Genomic DNA, 15,309 nt, shown 5'->3' with positions numbered 1-15,309 from the left:
CCCCCGAGGAGCCCGCTCCCCAGCCAGGCCCCGTGCTCGCCGCCGCTCCGGACGAGGAGGATGACGACGAGGACGACGACGGTGACGAGGAGGAGGTCCGCCCGAAGAAGGGGAAGGGGAGGGCCGCCCGCGCCGAGTCCCCGGACGCGGGGCCGACCGTGCCGATGTCGCCCGCGCTCGCGCAGCTGGTGCGCAAGCTGTCCGCCTTCGAGGCGCTGGTGGAGCGCGAGGACTTCGTGAAGGCCAGCGTCATCGCCGTGGACGTGCTCGCCACCGTGGAGCGCTTCGATCCTCGCGTCTACCTGCCCATGCTCTTCTCCGGCTTCTTCAACGGCCTGAGCCAGCACGCGGACGCCATCGAGCCGCTCCTGCACGGCACGGAGTCCCTGGGCTTCCGCGCCCTGGATCAGCTCTACCGCGTGGACCTGGACGCGTTCCTCACCGCCCAGCAGCGCCCGCCCCGCGGCGCCTCCTCCGAGTACGAGGAATAGGCCCAATCCCTCTCATGGAACTGGAGCGTGAACAGCCGGGCCGCAAGCTCACCGTCGAGGAGCGCATCAGCGAGCGCATCCGCAGCTTCGACGTGCCGGCCCTGCTGGATCTGCTCGCCAAGGAGGGCTACGGCGAAGCGGAGGTGGAGTTCAGGAGCCACCGCAGCACCCTGAGCCAGCAGCACCTGGTGCACGCCATCGAGTTCACGCGCCAGCCGCGCAAGCGCGTGGTCATCACCGTCAACCTGGGCCTGCTCAGCGTGCAGACGCCGCTGCCGTCCTTCCTCTTCCAGGCCATGGACCGGCTGGAACACGACGCGATGGCCGACTTCCTGGGTTACTTTGACCACCTGCTGCTGCGGACGCGCTTCGCGGGCCAGTTCCCGGATCGCGACGAGTCGCTCCTGCCCGGCTGGGAGCACTCCACCGCCCACCGGCTGCGCCTGTTGCGCCTGGCGTGCCCCAGCAGCCTGCACTGGCTGTTCGCCAAGGTGTTCCCCGAGGCGGAGGTCGTGGTGCGCCGCGAGACGCGCCGCCAGCGCATCGAATCCAAGGGCATCCGCCTGGGCGCCGCCGCGCTCGGGGATGGCAGCGCGGTGGGCGGCTTCGCCACCGTTCCCACAGGGGGCGTGGAGGTGCGGCTGTTCCTCAACGAGCCCTTCTCCGGCGCCGGCATCCCGTGGGCCGTGGAGGCCCGACGCCGCCTCAACACCCGCATCTTCCCCAGCCTCGCCGAGACGCCGCTTGCCCTCGCCGTGATCCTCGCGCTGCGTGATCAGTCCAGCCACGCGCGGCTCCAGGACGGCAGCCACCTGGGCTACGAGCCGCTGGTAGGCGGTCCGGAACAGACGCAAGAGGTCCTCCTGTTCTCGGGGGACACCGCACAACTGCGATCATCGGAACCTCGTTAGTCCTGCGATGTTGCTTGGTTGACGGGAATTCCTGATCGCGCCTACGCTGTAATTGTTCACACGCAGGGCGCACTCCCGGGGCGGCTCCAGTAGGACGGGGGGAACAAGGCGCACTGCGAATGTCAGGGAGTCACCGTGGCCATTCAGGACCAGCTTCCCAAATCCCGCATCACCCTCACGTACCGCACCACCATCAACGGCGAGCAGGAGACGGTGAACCTGCCGTTGCGTCTGCTGGTGCTGGGCGACTTCTCGCTGGGCTCCTCGGAAGACCGCAAGAGTGACCTGGAGACGCGCCGCCTGCGCTCCATCGACGGCCGCAACCTGGACGAGCTGATGAAGGACATGAAGATGTCCGCCAGGTTCCAGGTCGCCAACCGCATCAACCCGGACGTGGAGTCGGAGCTGGACGTCACGCTCCCCATCGACCGGATGAAGTCCTTCCACCCGGACGAGGTCGTCAAGCACGTGCCGAAGCTCAAGGCGCTGCTGCTGCTCAAGACGCTCCTGGTGGAGATGCAGTCGAACATCGACAACCGCAAGGACCTGCGCCGCGAGCTCTACGAGCTGTTCTCCAAGCCGGAGGCGCTCAAGGAGCTGCTCAACGAGCTGAAGGGCTACGAGAGCATGCGCCTGCCTTCGGGTGACGTGGCCGCGAAGTCGGATGCGCCCGCCGCCGCCGCGCCCGCCGCGGGCAAGCCCGCCGCCGGGGCCGCCGCCGCCACCGCCGCTGTCGCGGCCACCGTTGCCGCCGGGGCCAAGCCCCCGGCCGCGTCCTGATCCTCCTTCCCGCCCTCGACTTCTAAAAGGACTCCGCCATGGCCGAGACCACCTACCTGAAGCGCCTCTTCACCAGTGTCCGGCTCGATCCGCCCCAGGCGTCCGAGCCGATGATCCTCAGCAACTTCGGTGCTGTCGTCGACGAGCAGCAGGTCACCCTGGAGAGCCGCTTCCTCTCCAGCGTCGCCGCGCTGCTCCAGAACGTCGCGCCGGTGGAAGGACCGGACAACACCGCCCGCTTCGACAAGGGCCAGGTGCTGGACGTCATCAGCCGCATCGACCGCATGATCGACGCGCAGATGAACGAGATCCTCCACAACGAGACCTTCCAGAAGCTGGAGTCGTCGTGGCGCGGCCTGGAGGACCTGGTCAACCACACCAACTTCAAGGCGAACATCGCCATCGACGTGCTGGACGTGGCGAAGGAGGAGCTGACCGAGGACTTCGAGAACAACTCGAGCAACATCTTCGCCGGCGCGCTCTTCGACAAGGTCTACATCCAGGAGTACGACCAGTACGGCGGCCGTCCCTTCGGCGCCATCGTCGGCCTCTACGAGTTCTCCTCCACGCCCGCGGACCTGACCTGGCTGCAGCGCATGGCCAAGCTGTCCAACGCGGCGCACGCCCCGTTCATCTCCGCGGTCAGCCACAAGTTCTTCGGCTGCGAGACCATCGAGGAGATGGAGGCCATCAAGAACCTGGAGGGCGTGCTCGCGCATCCCCGGTTCGGCCGCTGGAACGCGTTCCGTGACACGGAGGAGGCCGCGTACGTGGGCCTCACGTTCCCGCGCTACGTGCTGCGCCTGCCCTGGCACCCGGACAAGAACCCGTGCGACGTGCTCAACTTCACCGAGCAGGCCCGCGGCGACTCCGACAAGTACCTCTGGGGCAACTCCGCCATCCTGCTCGCGCGCAACATGGTGAAGGCGTTCGAGATCTCCGGCTGGTGCCAGTCCATCCGCGGACCCAAGGGCGGCGGCCTCATCACCGGCCTCCCGGTGGACACCTTCTCCCTGCGCGGCCAGGACGAGATCAAGGCCCCGGTGGAGATCGCCATCCCGGACTACCGCGAGTACGAGTTCGCGCGCTCCGGCTTCATCCCGCTCGTGTACCGCAAGGGTTCCAGCGACGCGACGTTCTTCAGCACCCAGTCCGCCAAGGTCGCCAAGACGTTCAAGGACCCCAAGGACTCGGAGAACTCGCAGCTCGTCACGAACCTGGCCTACACGTTCTCCATCACGCGGCTGGCGCACTACGTGAAGTGCATCATGCGCGACAACATCGGCAACACGGCCGACGCGGACTACATCCAGCGCCAGCTGGACTCGTGGCTGTCCAACTACGTCACCACCGTGGCGAACCCGGACGACCTCACCGTGCGCCGCTTCCCCTTCAAGGCGAGCAGCGTCGTCGTGTACCCGCGCCCCGGCGAAATCGGCTGGTACGACTGCAAGCTGGCGGTGTTGCCGCACATCCAGTTCGAAGGCCTCAACGTGGAGCTGATGCTCGAGTCGCGGCTCGGTTAAGCCGCACCCCCATTGGGCAGGTGAGAGCCTGCCCTTCACCCTGGAGTGACAGATGCCCCAGTTTTCGCGCAACCTGGACGTGTATCAGGGCTTCAACTTCAAGAAGGACAAGCAGACCCCCGTTGGCTACATCACCGCGCTCACCATCGGTGGCGTGGCGCTGAAGGCGGACCAGGAGACCATCAAGGATCCTGAGAACCCGGACGCGGCCATCGCGGACAAGGTCGTCGCGGTGCTCAACCACTACCTCTGGGATACGGGCGTGACGGACGCCATGTACTTCTCCGGCCAGGTGTCGGTGGCGAACAAGCAGGCCGTGGCGGAGATGCTGCTGGGCAAGTTCAGCAACATCGAGGTCGTCATCAAGTACGTCGTCTACGAGTACGATCCGCTCGGCAAGAAGTACTTCAAGTCGAACTTCCTCGACGCGGAGATCAAGGGCCTGCTGGAGAAGAACGGCGATGAGCTGAACATGTCCGTCGCGGACAACGAGTCCCGCGAGGTGCAGTCGCCCAAGAACTACACGTTCCAGATCGGCGTGAAGCCGCAGGCGCTGGAGCAGTCGCTGAACCTGGCCACGTCGTCGACGAAGAAGTTGGCCAAGAAGTGGGGCGTCACGGAGACGGCCAGCTAGCATCCGGTAGCGGAATCAAGTCGCGCCCGGGCCGGGAGCACCCTCGCTCCCGGCCTGGCAGGCGCGAAGAAGAGACAAAGGCGCATGCAGCGGTTCAAGCTCGCACGGGTCCGCTGGCACGTTGGCCAGACCCTCCTCCCCGAGCACTTCATCGCGCAGGAAGACGCGCTGGACGCCGAGATCCGGCTCCACGCCACGCTGTCCGGGCTGCCGGCCCATGGGGTCGCGAACCTCGCCTGGAACGAAGCGCTGCTGGCGGGCGGCAGCCTGTCCATCTCCGCGCTCACCGTCGTCACCAAGACGGGCGACCTGCTGGACGTGCCGGGCAACGCCGTCATCGGGCCCCTGTCGCTGGACGCCATCGGGAAGACGGAGTTCATCGTCTACCTGCACGTGCTGAAGGAGACGGTCAGCGCGGAGGGCATCCGCCTGTACGCGGATGATCCGCCGGTGCTCCAGCGCGTGCTCCACAAGCTGCAGCTGTCGTCGGAGCCGGTGCTGGACGGGGCAGTGGCGTCCCTGGGGCTGGTCGCGGTGTCGCAGGACGAGGACGGCGCGTGGCGCACGTCACCGGACTGGGTGCCCGCGCTGCTGCTCGTGGGGCCCAACCCCTTCCTGGAGAAGCTGCTCAACACCCTGGACGACCTGTTGGATCAGGTGCGCCAGCAGCTGCTCACGCAGATCTCGGACACGTACCTGCGCCCGGACCGCGTCACCGACGCGCGCCGCGCGCTCTTTGAAGTCCAGCACCTGCTCGCGCTGCGCAAGGACATGTTCCGGCAGGTGTACGTGCACCCGTACCACCTGTTCGACGGGCTGCGCCGGCTGTACTTCGAGGCGTGCTGCTACCTGGAGATGCTCCCGGACGAGCAGATGCCGGTGTACCAGCACGAGGACCTGGCCCAGGGCCTGGACGGGTGGATCCGCCTGCTCAAGCGCAGCTTCCAGCCGGAGGCCACGCGCTCCACGCACAAGGCCTTCGTGGTGAAGGACGGGCAGTTCGTCTGTTCACCGCTGCCCCCGGAGGTCCGCTCCGCCAGCGAGGTGTACCTGCTCGTCAAGCGCCTCCAGCCCGGCGAGCCCATCCCGCTGGGCGGCGTGAAGCTGGCCAGCCCCTCGCGGCTGCCGCTGGTGCGCCGGCAGGCCCTGAAGGGCGTGTCGCACGACTACAAGGAGCACTCGGGGGTCCCGAACGCGCTGGGGTCGGAGATCGACTGGCACCTCCTGGACACCAAGGGCGAGGAGTGGCAGCACGCGCTGCGCGAGGACGGCGTGGCCTTCTACGTGCCCCCCGCGCTCAAGGGCGGCCAGACGTCGCTGTTCTGGCGGAGGACCTGACGCCATGGCCCGCGCCCCCTTCCTGGACAAGTTCGCGGCCCGCTCCCAGCGGCCCAACGTGCGCGACAGCCTGGCGCACGTGATGCGCAACATCGAGGCCGTGCTGAACACGAAGAACGGCTACGGCTTCTTCATGCGCGACTTCGGCCTGGGCGGGTACACGGAGAAGCTGGGCACGCGCGAGCTGGTGGAGGCGCTCACCGCCGAAATCCAGCAGGAGATCGCCCAGCACGAGCCCCGGCTCGTGGGCCCGGACGTGAAGCTGCGCGGCCGTGACAGCCAGCTGTGGCTGCACTTCGACTGCAAGGGCACCTTCGACGATCTGCCGTGCCACCTGCGCATCGTCTTCCACACCGTCACCGGCCAGGTGCGCGTGCACGTGGAGGACACCTGATGCCTCACGCCGAACGCCTGGACCTGGGCCTCACGCTCACCATCGGCGGCACGGCGCACGCCATCGCCCCGGCGGACATCCTCGCGTTCGAGCTGGACCTGCACGGGTGGGGGCACGAGGGCAGGGTGGAGTTCCGCGTCCTCGACGAGACGGCGCACGGCGGGCAGAAGAAGGACAAGCTGCTCGCGGACTTCCTCAAGCCGGACCTGGTGGAGGTGGCGCTGGAGCTCAAGGCCGTGCACTCCGACACGGCGACGAAGCCCACGTACACGTCGCTGAAGGTGAAGGGGCTGGGGCTGGACAAGGCCCTGTCGGAGGAGACCGTCGCGCAGGCGAAGGGCGCGGCCATCACCTACCGCCACTACACCGTGCGCTTCGTGGACGCGGCGCGGCTTTTGTGGACGCAGCACTTCCCGTGCGCGCTCTACACGCAGAAGACCGTGCAGGACGTGCTGGACGCGCACAAGGGCGACAAGATCGCCCTCGCCAACGACTGGGATGCGGCGCTCGCGGCCACCTGTCCGCTGCTCTTCTTGGGATTGTCCCCGGAGTCCGGCGCCAGCTTCTACGACTTCGTCGTCTGGTTCGTGCACGCGCGCAACGGGGTGCTGGCGTACGACTACACCGCGCAGGGCTACCAGCTCCGGGCGGCGAAGGCCGCCACCGGCACGCCGCTCACGCTGCGCTCGGAGGACGTGGACGCGGTGACGGTGGTGTTCCCGGAGGTGGCGCGCCACGACGTGGCCATCCTCAACGCCGCCGCGGAGAGCCCCAAGAACCAGGCCATCACCAACGCCAAGGCCGTCACCGGCATCCGCCAGGACGTGCTCCTGCGCACGGACATCGCGGACGACGTGCAGAAGCGGGTGACGCTGGAGACGGCGCGCCTCAAGGTGCGCGGGCTGGAGGTGGAGCTGGAGTGGAACCGCTTCCCCACGGTGGCCTTCGCTCCCGGCGCGCTGGTGAAGCTGCCCCAGACGGCCGGGTGGGTGGCGTCCGGCGTGCCCGCCACGGAGACCTTCCGCGTGCGCCGGATGACGCTGCGCGCGGAGCCCCTGCCTCCGGAGGAGGTGGGGGAAGGGGAGGGCGACGAGGACGCACGGCGCCCCTCGCCGGAGAGCCGCTACCTGCTCACGCTCACCACGCGCCTGGAGCGCAAGGACGAGCTGCACGTGGACCTGCCTCCGTTCGTGACGCCGGTGTACCCGCGCTTCGTCGAAGGGCTCATCGTCAGCGAGGTGGGCGAGACGACGCACGAGACGTGGCAGGCGTACACCGACACCGCCACGTCGCTGGACAGCTACAAGGTGAAGATGCCCCTCTTCGCCAACCAGATCATCCAGGTGCCCTTCAACGCGAACCTGCTGCCCGGGCACTTCTACTTCCCGGCCTACAAGGGCGCTCGCGTGCTGGTGGCGCTGGACTTCCAGCGGGCGTGGCTCAAGCGGCACCTGGACTGGCGCGCGGGGGCGCGGCTGCCCTCGGACGGGCAGGGCGTGCACCTGCTCGTGGGCAAGACGACGGAGAACGGCACGTCCATGCGCCACTTCTACGACGACAACAAGCCGGTGCTCCGGCTCCAGCGCACGAACGCGTCCGACACGGAGAAGATCGAACTGAAGGAAGGCACGCTGCTCATCCTGGTGAAGGAAGAGACCACGTGAGCACCACCGCGGACGGGGAGGACTGATGGGGACGCTGGTTTGCAAGATTGAGCTGGACAAGGTGAAGGGCATCACCGTCCAGGTCGACAACGCGGACGATCAAATCACCCAGACCGTGGTGATGGACGGCACCAGCATCACCATCACGGTGAAGGGCCCCCAGGAGACGAGCACCTTCGTGCAGAAGCAGGACAGCATCGTCGTCACCGTCAAGGACCTCACCTTCGACACCGACACCATCACCATGAAGTCCAAGGGCGTGTCGCAGTGGACCAGCCAGGACACCCTCACGGTGAAGAGCACGAAGGACATGACGTTCACGAGCAGCGCGAAGCTCACCCAGACGGCGACGAGCGACGCGAAGCTCTCCTCCAGCGCCAACGTGAACATCGAGGCGACGTCCAAGCTGGCCATGAAGGGCAACATGGGCGCGGAGATGTCGACGTCCGGCGGCGAGGCCAAGGTGGACGGCGTGACGCTGAAGCTGGCCGGCAAGACGCAGGCGGAGATGTCCGGGGCGATGACCAAGGTGTCCGCCACCGGCAAGCTCGACCTGGAGGCCAGCGGCATGGCCAACCTCAAGGGCTCCATCACCAGCGTGGGCGGCTCGCTGGTGAAGCTGGGCTGAAGCACCTGATGGAACCACTTCTTACGGACGTACGGCGGGAGCGCGGGCGGTGAAGGACTTTTCGGAGAAGATCTACCTCGACTTCCTGTCGGAGCTGGACGGGCTGGAGCGCTTCCGGCAGCGCTTCCAGGAGCGACATCCCGCCGCCCCCCTGGACCGCGAGGACCCGGACGTGCGCCGCCTCATCGAGGCGATGGCGTTCTTCTCCGTGCAGACGCGGCACGCGACGCTGCACAACCTGCGCTCCACCTGGCGCCGGCTCTTCGCGGGCTTCTTCGACTTCCTGCTGGAGCCCGTGCCCGCCGCCGCCATGGCGCAGGCGGTCCCCACGGAGAAGATGGTGGAGCCGGTGCTCCTCACGCGGGGCACGGAGCTGCGCCTGACGCCCGCGGAAGGGGTGGCCGGCTCCTTCCGCCTCCAGCGAGACCTGCGCGTGCTGCCCATCTTCCTCAAGGGCACGGACGTGGTGCCGCAGGTGAGGAGCGGCCACCGGCTGATCCTCCGCTTCGAGTCCCGCTTCGCGCGCAAGGACCCCATCGACCTGCTCAGCCTGCACGTGCGGCACCTGGACGACTACCGCTCGTCGCTGGCGGTCTTCCACGCGCTGCGCAAGCACATCCAGCAGGTGAGCGTGGTGTACGACGAGTCCGCGGACGAGCACTCCGTGGGCAGCCCCTGCGAGGTGTCCTTCAACCGCGACCCGCCGGCGCCGGACGACGCGTCCGTGTACGCGCACCCGTTCCAGCGCCTGCGCGCCTTCTTCCAGTTCCCGGAGCAGCAGCTCTTCGTGCACGTGAAGGTGCCGCCGCCGCGCGGCAGCTCGTGGATGAAGTTCTGCCTCTGCCTGGACCTGGACAAGGACTGGACGGTGGGCAAGTCGCTGCACCCGGACTTCTTCCAGCTCTTCACCGTGCCGGTGCTCAACCTCAAGGCGGAGCCCGCGCAGGTCATCGTCGCGGACGGCACGCGCGCGGAGCACCCCATCCTCAGCATGAGCGCGGGGCGCGAGTTCAGCCTGCATTCCGTGACGGGCGTCTTCGAGATGACCAAGGCCGGCCTGTCCCCGCTGCGCCCGGCCTTCCTGCCCGGCAAGGGGCCCAGCTACGAGGTGGACGAGACCTTCGACGAGAAGCTCACGTCCCGGCAGAGCCTCATCGTGCGCATGCCGGAGGCTTTCACCGCGCCGCGCAAGATCGTCCTGGAGGCGCTGTGGCACCAGCCGCAGTTCTCCTCACAGGCGGCGGGCAGGGTGGAGGTGTCGGTGCCGGGCAGGCACATCGAAGGCCTGAGGTGGCAGACGGTGGGCAGCCTCCAGCCCCACCGCGACAGCGTGCTACGGGATGACGTGGAGGCCCTGACGCAGTTTCTCGCCTGGAAGGCGAAGGCCACGCTGGGCAGGGACGAGGTGGTCGCCCTGCTGGGTCACCTGGGGACCCCCGCGGAGAGCCCGTTCCGCCGCGTCCTTCCCTGGCTCAAGGAGCTGAAGTTCAGTGTCGTGCCCGACAGCGCCATGAAGGGCTCCGGGATCCGCCACGCCTACGAGGCCGTCATGGAGCCGTTCGACTTGAGCTTCGAGCCTGTCGTCATCTGCTTTCTTGAGCAGCTGCGAGACCTGCTCGATGCTTGGAACAACGAGGCCTCGGTGGAGTTGCGAGCCTCGGTGGCGGGATTGGGGCCGCTGCAGCTGCCGACGTAGCGCTCACCATCATGAAACTGGAGCATTGGAATTCTCTTCTGGCCGCGCAGCGACGCGTGCGCCAGCTCCTCGACCGGGCCCTGCCCGCCGAGCCGGCCCCCGGTGCGCGCCGTCCCCAGGGCAGGGTGGGGCAGGACGCGTTGGATCACCTGGCGCAGGCGCTGCTCGTGGAGCTGGAGCTCTTGCGCGCGGCCTTCGGCGCGGATCTGCGGCCGGACGAGGTCGAGGATCTGATCCGCCCGTTCGTCTACTTCCTGGATGAGTGGGTGCTGCGCCGGCTGTCGGACGCGGAGCAACATCTCTGGCCGCTCCTGCAGCAGAACCAGTTCCAGGTCGACTCGGGCGGAGACCTCTTCTACGACTTCGTGGAAGAGAAGTTGCGTCGCAACGACACGCCGCCCATCGTCTTCGAAATGATCCGCTTCTGCCTCGCCGCGGGCTTCACCGGCCGCCTCGTCGGGCAACCTGAGCGCATCCGCGAATTCAAGGATCGCATCTCCGAGCGCATCCCGCAGCCCGCGTCCCTGCCGCAGGCGATGCCTGCGGTGCAGACGGGGCCGCCCACCGTCTACGACTTCCCGATGCACTACTACGCCGTGACGGCCGCCATCGTGCTGGGGCTGCCGGTCTTCCTGTGGTGGGCCTCCAATTGAGGCCCTTTCCCACACGGGACGGCCGCGCGCCGTCCGCGACCCAGGCTCCGACGCAGCCGCCCGCGCCGCCCACTCCGAAAGCGCTGGCGCTCCTGGACGTGCTGGAGCGGCAGGTGGGCACGGAGCTGGGGGCGCTGCGCGAGGGCGTGCAGCCGCTGCTGGATGAGGTGCGCCAGGGGCTCGTCGCGCTGGATCCGCCCGGGGACGGGATGCTGCCGTCGCCCCAGGAGCAGGAGAAGCTGCGCGCGAAGCTGAGCGCCACGCTGGAAGAGGCGGAGGACGTGCTGGAGGCGCTCCAGCTGGCCGCGCGCACCAGCGGACAGGGAAGCGGCTGACAGTGGGCGCGCTCCAGTCCATCGGCATGGCGTTGAAGGCGCACTGGGTGCTCGTGTTGAGCATCCTGCTGGTGCTGGGCGCCATCGGCGTGGGCGTGGCGCTGTGGTGGCGCAAGCGGCAGCGGCAGCCGGCGGCGCTCACGGGCGGGCAGCGGCCGCTGGCGTCGGGGCAGTTGCTGGCCATCCGCAAGCGGTTCCTGCGCGCGCTGCCGTGGCGCTACCGCGCGTCCGTGCGGGACTTCCCCACGCTGGTGGTGCTGGGGCCCGCGGGCAGCGGCAAGACGACGCTCATCGACGTGGAGGTGGACTGGCGGCGGCAGGCGCGCCAGTTCATGCCCAGCTACACGGATGATCCGTTGCTCCAGATGTACCTGGGGCCGGAGGTCGTGGTGCAGGAGGTGTCCGCGCCGGTGCTGGAGGATGGCTCCCGCTACGCCCGCGCCGCGCTCCGCAAGCTGTGGAAGGCCAGCTTCGGCCGGCGCCACGTGGGTCGGGCCGTCATCGTGCTGGACGTGCGGTGGCTCCTGGACACGTCCCCGGACGAGGTGAAGCGCGTCACCCAGCTTCTGCGCGGCAAGGTGAACCTGCTCGCGGAGGTGTGTCAGGCGTCCGTGGAGACGCGGCTGTCGCTGACGCACATGGACGCGCTGGAGGGCTTCGCGGACTTCGCGCAGCTCATGCAGAAGCACGGCGTGCCGCTGGAGCTGCCGGTGCCGCCGCCGGGCAGGGAAGGGGAGCTGGCGCACGCGCTCCAGGCGCTGGAGAAGTACCTGGCGCTGGGGCTCACCTCGCTGTCGCCGGACGCCTTCGAGCGGCTGGCGTCGTTCTACTCGCGCGGCGGCGACGCCTTCGCGGTGCTCGGGCGCTTCGTGTCCACGCTGGTGGAGAGCGGGTCGCTGGCGTTCCCCCTGAAGCTGGAGCGCGTGTACCTGTCGTCGAACGTGCCGGGCCAGCGGGCGGCGGGCGCGCTCGCGGTGCACTCCGAGCAGCCGCCGGATCAGCTCATCGCGCGCTACCGGTGGACGCACCTGCGCCGGTGCGCGGTCATCGTCGCGGTGGGGTGTCTGCCGGTGCTGCTGGCGTACGCGCACTTCTACCGGCTGCTCTTGCGCGCGCAGGAGAAGCTGGACGCGTTCCAGGTCACGGTGATGCGGCTGGAGGAGCGCCACCAGAACGTCTCCGGCTCCGTGGTGCAGGGGCAGACGACCGAAGCGGTGAAGGCGATGGAGGACCTGTGGGGCGCCACGCGCTACTGGCCGCCCCTGGCCCACAGCTTCACCGACGAGTGGGAGGAGCTGCGGGCCCGGCTCGCGCGCAGCATCCGGATGTCCTACTTCAAGCCGCTGCTGGAGAAGTGCCAGGACCAGTGCCGGCGCTGCCCCGGACGGATCCCCGGCTGCCAGCCAGCGCCGGTGTTCAATGCCCGCGCCACGCGCGCCGTGCCCCTGCAGGTCACGCCGGAGCACGAGACCTGCCACCAGGAGACGCTGTGCCGTCCCGAGCAGGCGCTGTACACGCTCGGCATCCTCTACGCCTCCCGCAACGAGGACCTGGGCCGCTTCGTGCTGCAGAGCGTGCACGGGGAGAGCAAGAAGGAGCTGGGCTGGACGGCGGAGGCCTTCGGGTTGAGCCTGGCCGGCGAGGGCAAGGAGGACAACTGGCTGGACGCCATGGGGCTGGCGGAGCCGATGGTCGCCAACTACGTCATCGCCAGCGACAAGCCCTTCGACGAGAACGTGGCGTGGACGCGCTGGCCCTTCGTGTGGCTGTCGATGGAGGGCCTGCTGGGGCCGTGGCGCGAGCACTTCGTGCAGCTGCAGGCCGTGCTGGACGCGAAGGAGCTGGACCTGCCCCGCTGGCGGCTGCTGCGCGACGAGCGCGAGCAGCTGCGGGCCACGCTGGAGCAGGCCGCGCCCTTCAGCTCCGCGCGGCAGGTGATGGACCTCATCAACGCGTCCGACGCGGAGCCGGACGCAAGCCAGCTCAAGGGCGTGGGCAGCCTGCTGGACGAGCTGGACTGGCTGCGGATGAACCGCCCGACGCTGGAGGCCATCCTGCGCATGGAGGACGAGGCGGACACCGCGCTGCGCGCCGCCGAGCAGATGACCGCCGCGGAGCTGCTCACCCGCGCGGACGGCCTCTTCGCCCCCAGTGACGGCGACGCTCGCTACTCCGTGGAGGTGCTCAAGCGCGATTATGAGTTCCGTCCGGTGGACGTGTCGCGGCAGCTCCTGGAGAAGATCCTCCGCTACCTGAAGGAGACGGGCCGCTCGCCGTTCGACGGCAACTCGCTCAACCCGCGCACCGGGGAGACGACGTCGGAGGTCGCCAGCGAGGGGGCAGGGGACGACGACACGGAGTTCGCCAGCGGGCAGGCCCCGGTGGTGGGCCGCGTCCTCGGGAAGGCCGCGTTCGACGCGCAGCTGAGCCCCCTGGTGGACGAGTTCACGGAGCGGCTCGCCAAGTCGCGGCTGTCGCGCGAGGAGGCCGTGGAGCGCGCCAGCTTCGTGCAGAACAAGGTCCAGACGTTCGCCAAGCGCTACGGCCAGGACCTCTACGCCAGCTACCGGGGCTACCGCTTCCGCACCACGCGGGGCGCGCTGACGAGCGACCTGGCGGCGCTGCTCCAGCCGTCGTCCGCGCTGGAGGCGATGCTGCGCGACGTGGCGGGCCGCGCCAGCGTGGGCCCCCTGGAGAGCGAGTACTACGCCCCGATGCGCGACGCGGTGGCGCCGTTCAAGCCGGTGGTGGCGCTGATGACGCCGGACAAGAGCGGCAGCCTCGCGGAGCTGGCGGCCTACACCACGCTGGTGTCGCAGCTCCAGCAGGAGCTGTCAGGCGTGAAGCCCGCGTCGGCGAAGCCCGCCGCGCCCAAGGATCCGGCGGCGCCCGCGGCCCCTGGCGCGACGACGTCCGCGGGGGGCTCGCAGCTGGCGGAGATGCTGTCGCCGGTGGGGCGCGTGGCGCTGAGCATGTTGCTGGACGAGGAGGACTCGTACCTGCGCCGGGTGGATGCGTGGCTGGATGCGCACGGGCTCGTGGGCGAGTTCCGGCTGCCGTTCCGCCAGCCCTTCGTCATGGTGCGCAACCGGGGCCGCGCGGAGCTGGAGCGCGTCATCGCGGAGCAGTGGGCCTACCAGTCCCGGCGCACGCTGGAGCCGCTCGTCAAGCGCTACCCCTTCAACCCCAGCGCGTCGCAGGAAGTGGACCCGGTGGAGCTGGAGGTGCTGCGCCGCAAGGACGGGGCCTTCTGGCAGTTCGTCACCCAGGTGCTGTCGCCAGTGGTGGAGGAGCGCGGGACGGACTGGTCCCTGCGCTGGCCGCTGAAGTCGCGCCTGCTCCTGCCGCCGCGCATGCTGACGGTGCTGGGTCAGCTGGGCCGCCTGTCGCGGCTCTTGTGGGATGACGAGGGCAAGCCCCGGCCCATCACCATGCAGGTGCGGCCGCTGCCCCTGCCCACGGCGCCGACGCCGGACAGCTTCGTGACGCTGTCGTACCTGAAGTGCGGCGGGGCGGCGTCGTTCGGGTTCAACCAGCGGCCGGCGTGGGGGGACTTCCCGCTGAGCTGGTGGAGCCCGCAGCCGTCGTCCATTGGCGTGGAGCTGCGCTCGCCGACGCGCGAGGGCAAGCGCTACCGCTCCATGGAGATGTCCGAGTCGTCGTGGAACTGCTTCCGCCTGCTGGAGTCCGCCACGCTGACGGATCAGCAGAACGTGGTGTGGGTGCTCCCGGGGCGGGGGCTGGCGGCGAACGAGAAGGTGCTGGAGATCAGCTTCGGGCTGCGTGGTGAGCCGTGGGCGCCATTCCGTGGGGTGGTGCCATGAAGGGCAGGACGGTGCGGTTGGCGGCGGGACTCGTCGCGGCGGTGGTGGGCGGAAGCTGCGCGGCGCCCAGCCTGACGGTGAACATCAAGGCCCCGGCGGGCACCAACCAGGGCCGGCCGCTGTACATGCTCATCCGCACGGTGTCGAAGACGACGATGACGGAGGGCTACGCGGACGTCGCGGCCAAGGTCATCAGCCCGGACGAGTCCGTGTTGCAGACGGTGGTCATCTACCCCAGCCGCACGAAGCAGGTGAAGATCCCCCTGCCGCCGGAGCAGGCCGTGGCGGTGAGCTTCCTGTTCACCACGCCGAACGGCGCGTGGCAGGCCCTGCTGGACGTTCCGGTGCCGAAGACGGTGGACATCGAGCTGCAGGAGAGCCGCATCCGCACGGACCTGCCCAAGCAGCTGTCCACCCAGGAGTCCGCCCCCACGC

The 15,309-nt window shown here is 69.0% G+C and carries 14 protein-coding genes; all 14 read left to right on the top strand.

The genetic code is table 11. From position 1 onward, the window contains the following. On the top strand, positions 1-491 hold a 491-nt coding region (locus D7V93_RS45015; protein ID WP_279636931.1), incomplete at its 5' end, for a type VI secretion system protein IglI family protein. Positions 492-505: 14 nt separating this feature from the next. Then, positions 506-1,402 (top strand): hypothetical protein, encoded by an 897-nt coding sequence (locus D7V93_RS20200; RefSeq protein ID WP_120644979.1) that lies wholly within the window; start codon positions 506-508, stop codon positions 1,400-1,402. Positions 1,403-1,537: 135 nt separating this feature from the next. Further along, on the top strand, positions 1,538-2,182 hold the full coding sequence (tssB, locus tag D7V93_RS20195; protein WP_120644978.1) for a type VI secretion system contractile sheath small subunit: 645 nt from the start codon (positions 1,538-1,540) through the stop codon (positions 2,180-2,182). Positions 2,183-2,220: 38 nt separating this feature from the next. After that, a complete protein-coding gene (gene tssC / locus D7V93_RS20190; RefSeq protein ID WP_120612141.1) occupies positions 2,221-3,708 on the top strand; it encodes a type VI secretion system contractile sheath large subunit in 1,488 nt (495 codons plus the stop codon). Positions 3,709-3,760: 52 nt separating this feature from the next. Further along, positions 3,761-4,342, top strand: a complete 582-nt coding sequence (locus D7V93_RS20185; protein WP_120644977.1) for a hypothetical protein — start codon at positions 3,761-3,763, stop codon at positions 4,340-4,342. Positions 4,343-4,426: 84 nt separating this feature from the next. Next, entirely contained in the window at positions 4,427-5,680 is a 1,254-nt protein-coding gene (gene tssK / locus D7V93_RS20180; RefSeq protein ID WP_120644976.1) for a type VI secretion system baseplate subunit TssK, read from the top strand. A gap of 4 nt (positions 5,681-5,684) precedes the next feature. Then, positions 5,685-6,074 carry a GPW/gp25 family protein gene (locus tag D7V93_RS20175; protein WP_120644975.1) on the top strand — a complete coding sequence of 130 codons (390 nt, stop codon included), beginning with the start codon at positions 5,685-5,687 and terminating at the stop codon, positions 6,072-6,074. Next, positions 6,074-7,738: a hypothetical protein gene (locus tag D7V93_RS20170; protein ID WP_120644974.1), complete on the top strand. Its 1,665-nt coding sequence runs from the start codon at positions 6,074-6,076 to the stop codon at positions 7,736-7,738. The genes D7V93_RS20175 and D7V93_RS20170 overlap by 1 nt, the downstream gene beginning before the upstream one ends. 25 nt (positions 7,739-7,763) lie before the next feature. Further along, a complete protein-coding gene (locus D7V93_RS20165) occupies positions 7,764-8,366 on the top strand; it encodes a hypothetical protein (protein WP_120644973.1) in 603 nt (200 codons plus the stop codon). A 49-nt stretch (positions 8,367-8,415) separates the two neighbouring features. Continuing rightward, a complete protein-coding gene (locus tag D7V93_RS20160) occupies positions 8,416-10,062 on the top strand; it encodes a type VI secretion system baseplate subunit TssF (RefSeq protein ID WP_120644972.1) in 1,647 nt (548 codons plus the stop codon). Between the two features lie 11 nt (positions 10,063-10,073). Further along, entirely contained in the window at positions 10,074-10,715 is a 642-nt protein-coding gene (locus D7V93_RS20155) for a DotU family type IV/VI secretion system protein (RefSeq protein WP_120644971.1), read from the top strand. Continuing rightward, on the top strand, positions 10,712-11,050 hold the full coding sequence (locus tag D7V93_RS20150) for a hypothetical protein (protein WP_244237397.1): 339 nt from the start codon (positions 10,712-10,714) through the stop codon (positions 11,048-11,050). The genes D7V93_RS20155 and D7V93_RS20150 overlap by 4 nt, the downstream gene beginning before the upstream one ends. Before the next feature lie 2 nt (positions 11,051-11,052). Beyond that, positions 11,053-14,874, top strand: coding sequence for a type VI secretion IcmF C-terminal domain-containing protein (locus tag D7V93_RS20145; protein WP_120644970.1), 3,822 nt, complete (start codon positions 11,053-11,055; stop codon positions 14,872-14,874). After that, positions 14,871-15,309, top strand: a 439-nt coding sequence (locus tag D7V93_RS20140; RefSeq protein WP_147451249.1) for a type VI secretion lipoprotein TssJ, incomplete at its 3' end; no start/stop codon positions are given. The genes D7V93_RS20145 and D7V93_RS20140, both read left to right, overlap by 4 nt.

The organism is Corallococcus llansteffanensis, from assembly GCF_003612055.1.
GTDB classification, from domain to species: Bacteria; Myxococcota; Myxococcia; order Myxococcales; family Myxococcaceae; genus Corallococcus; species Corallococcus llansteffanensis.
Note: the sequence above shows the minus strand (reverse complement) of the source record. Positions and strands in the feature narration are given on the sequence as shown.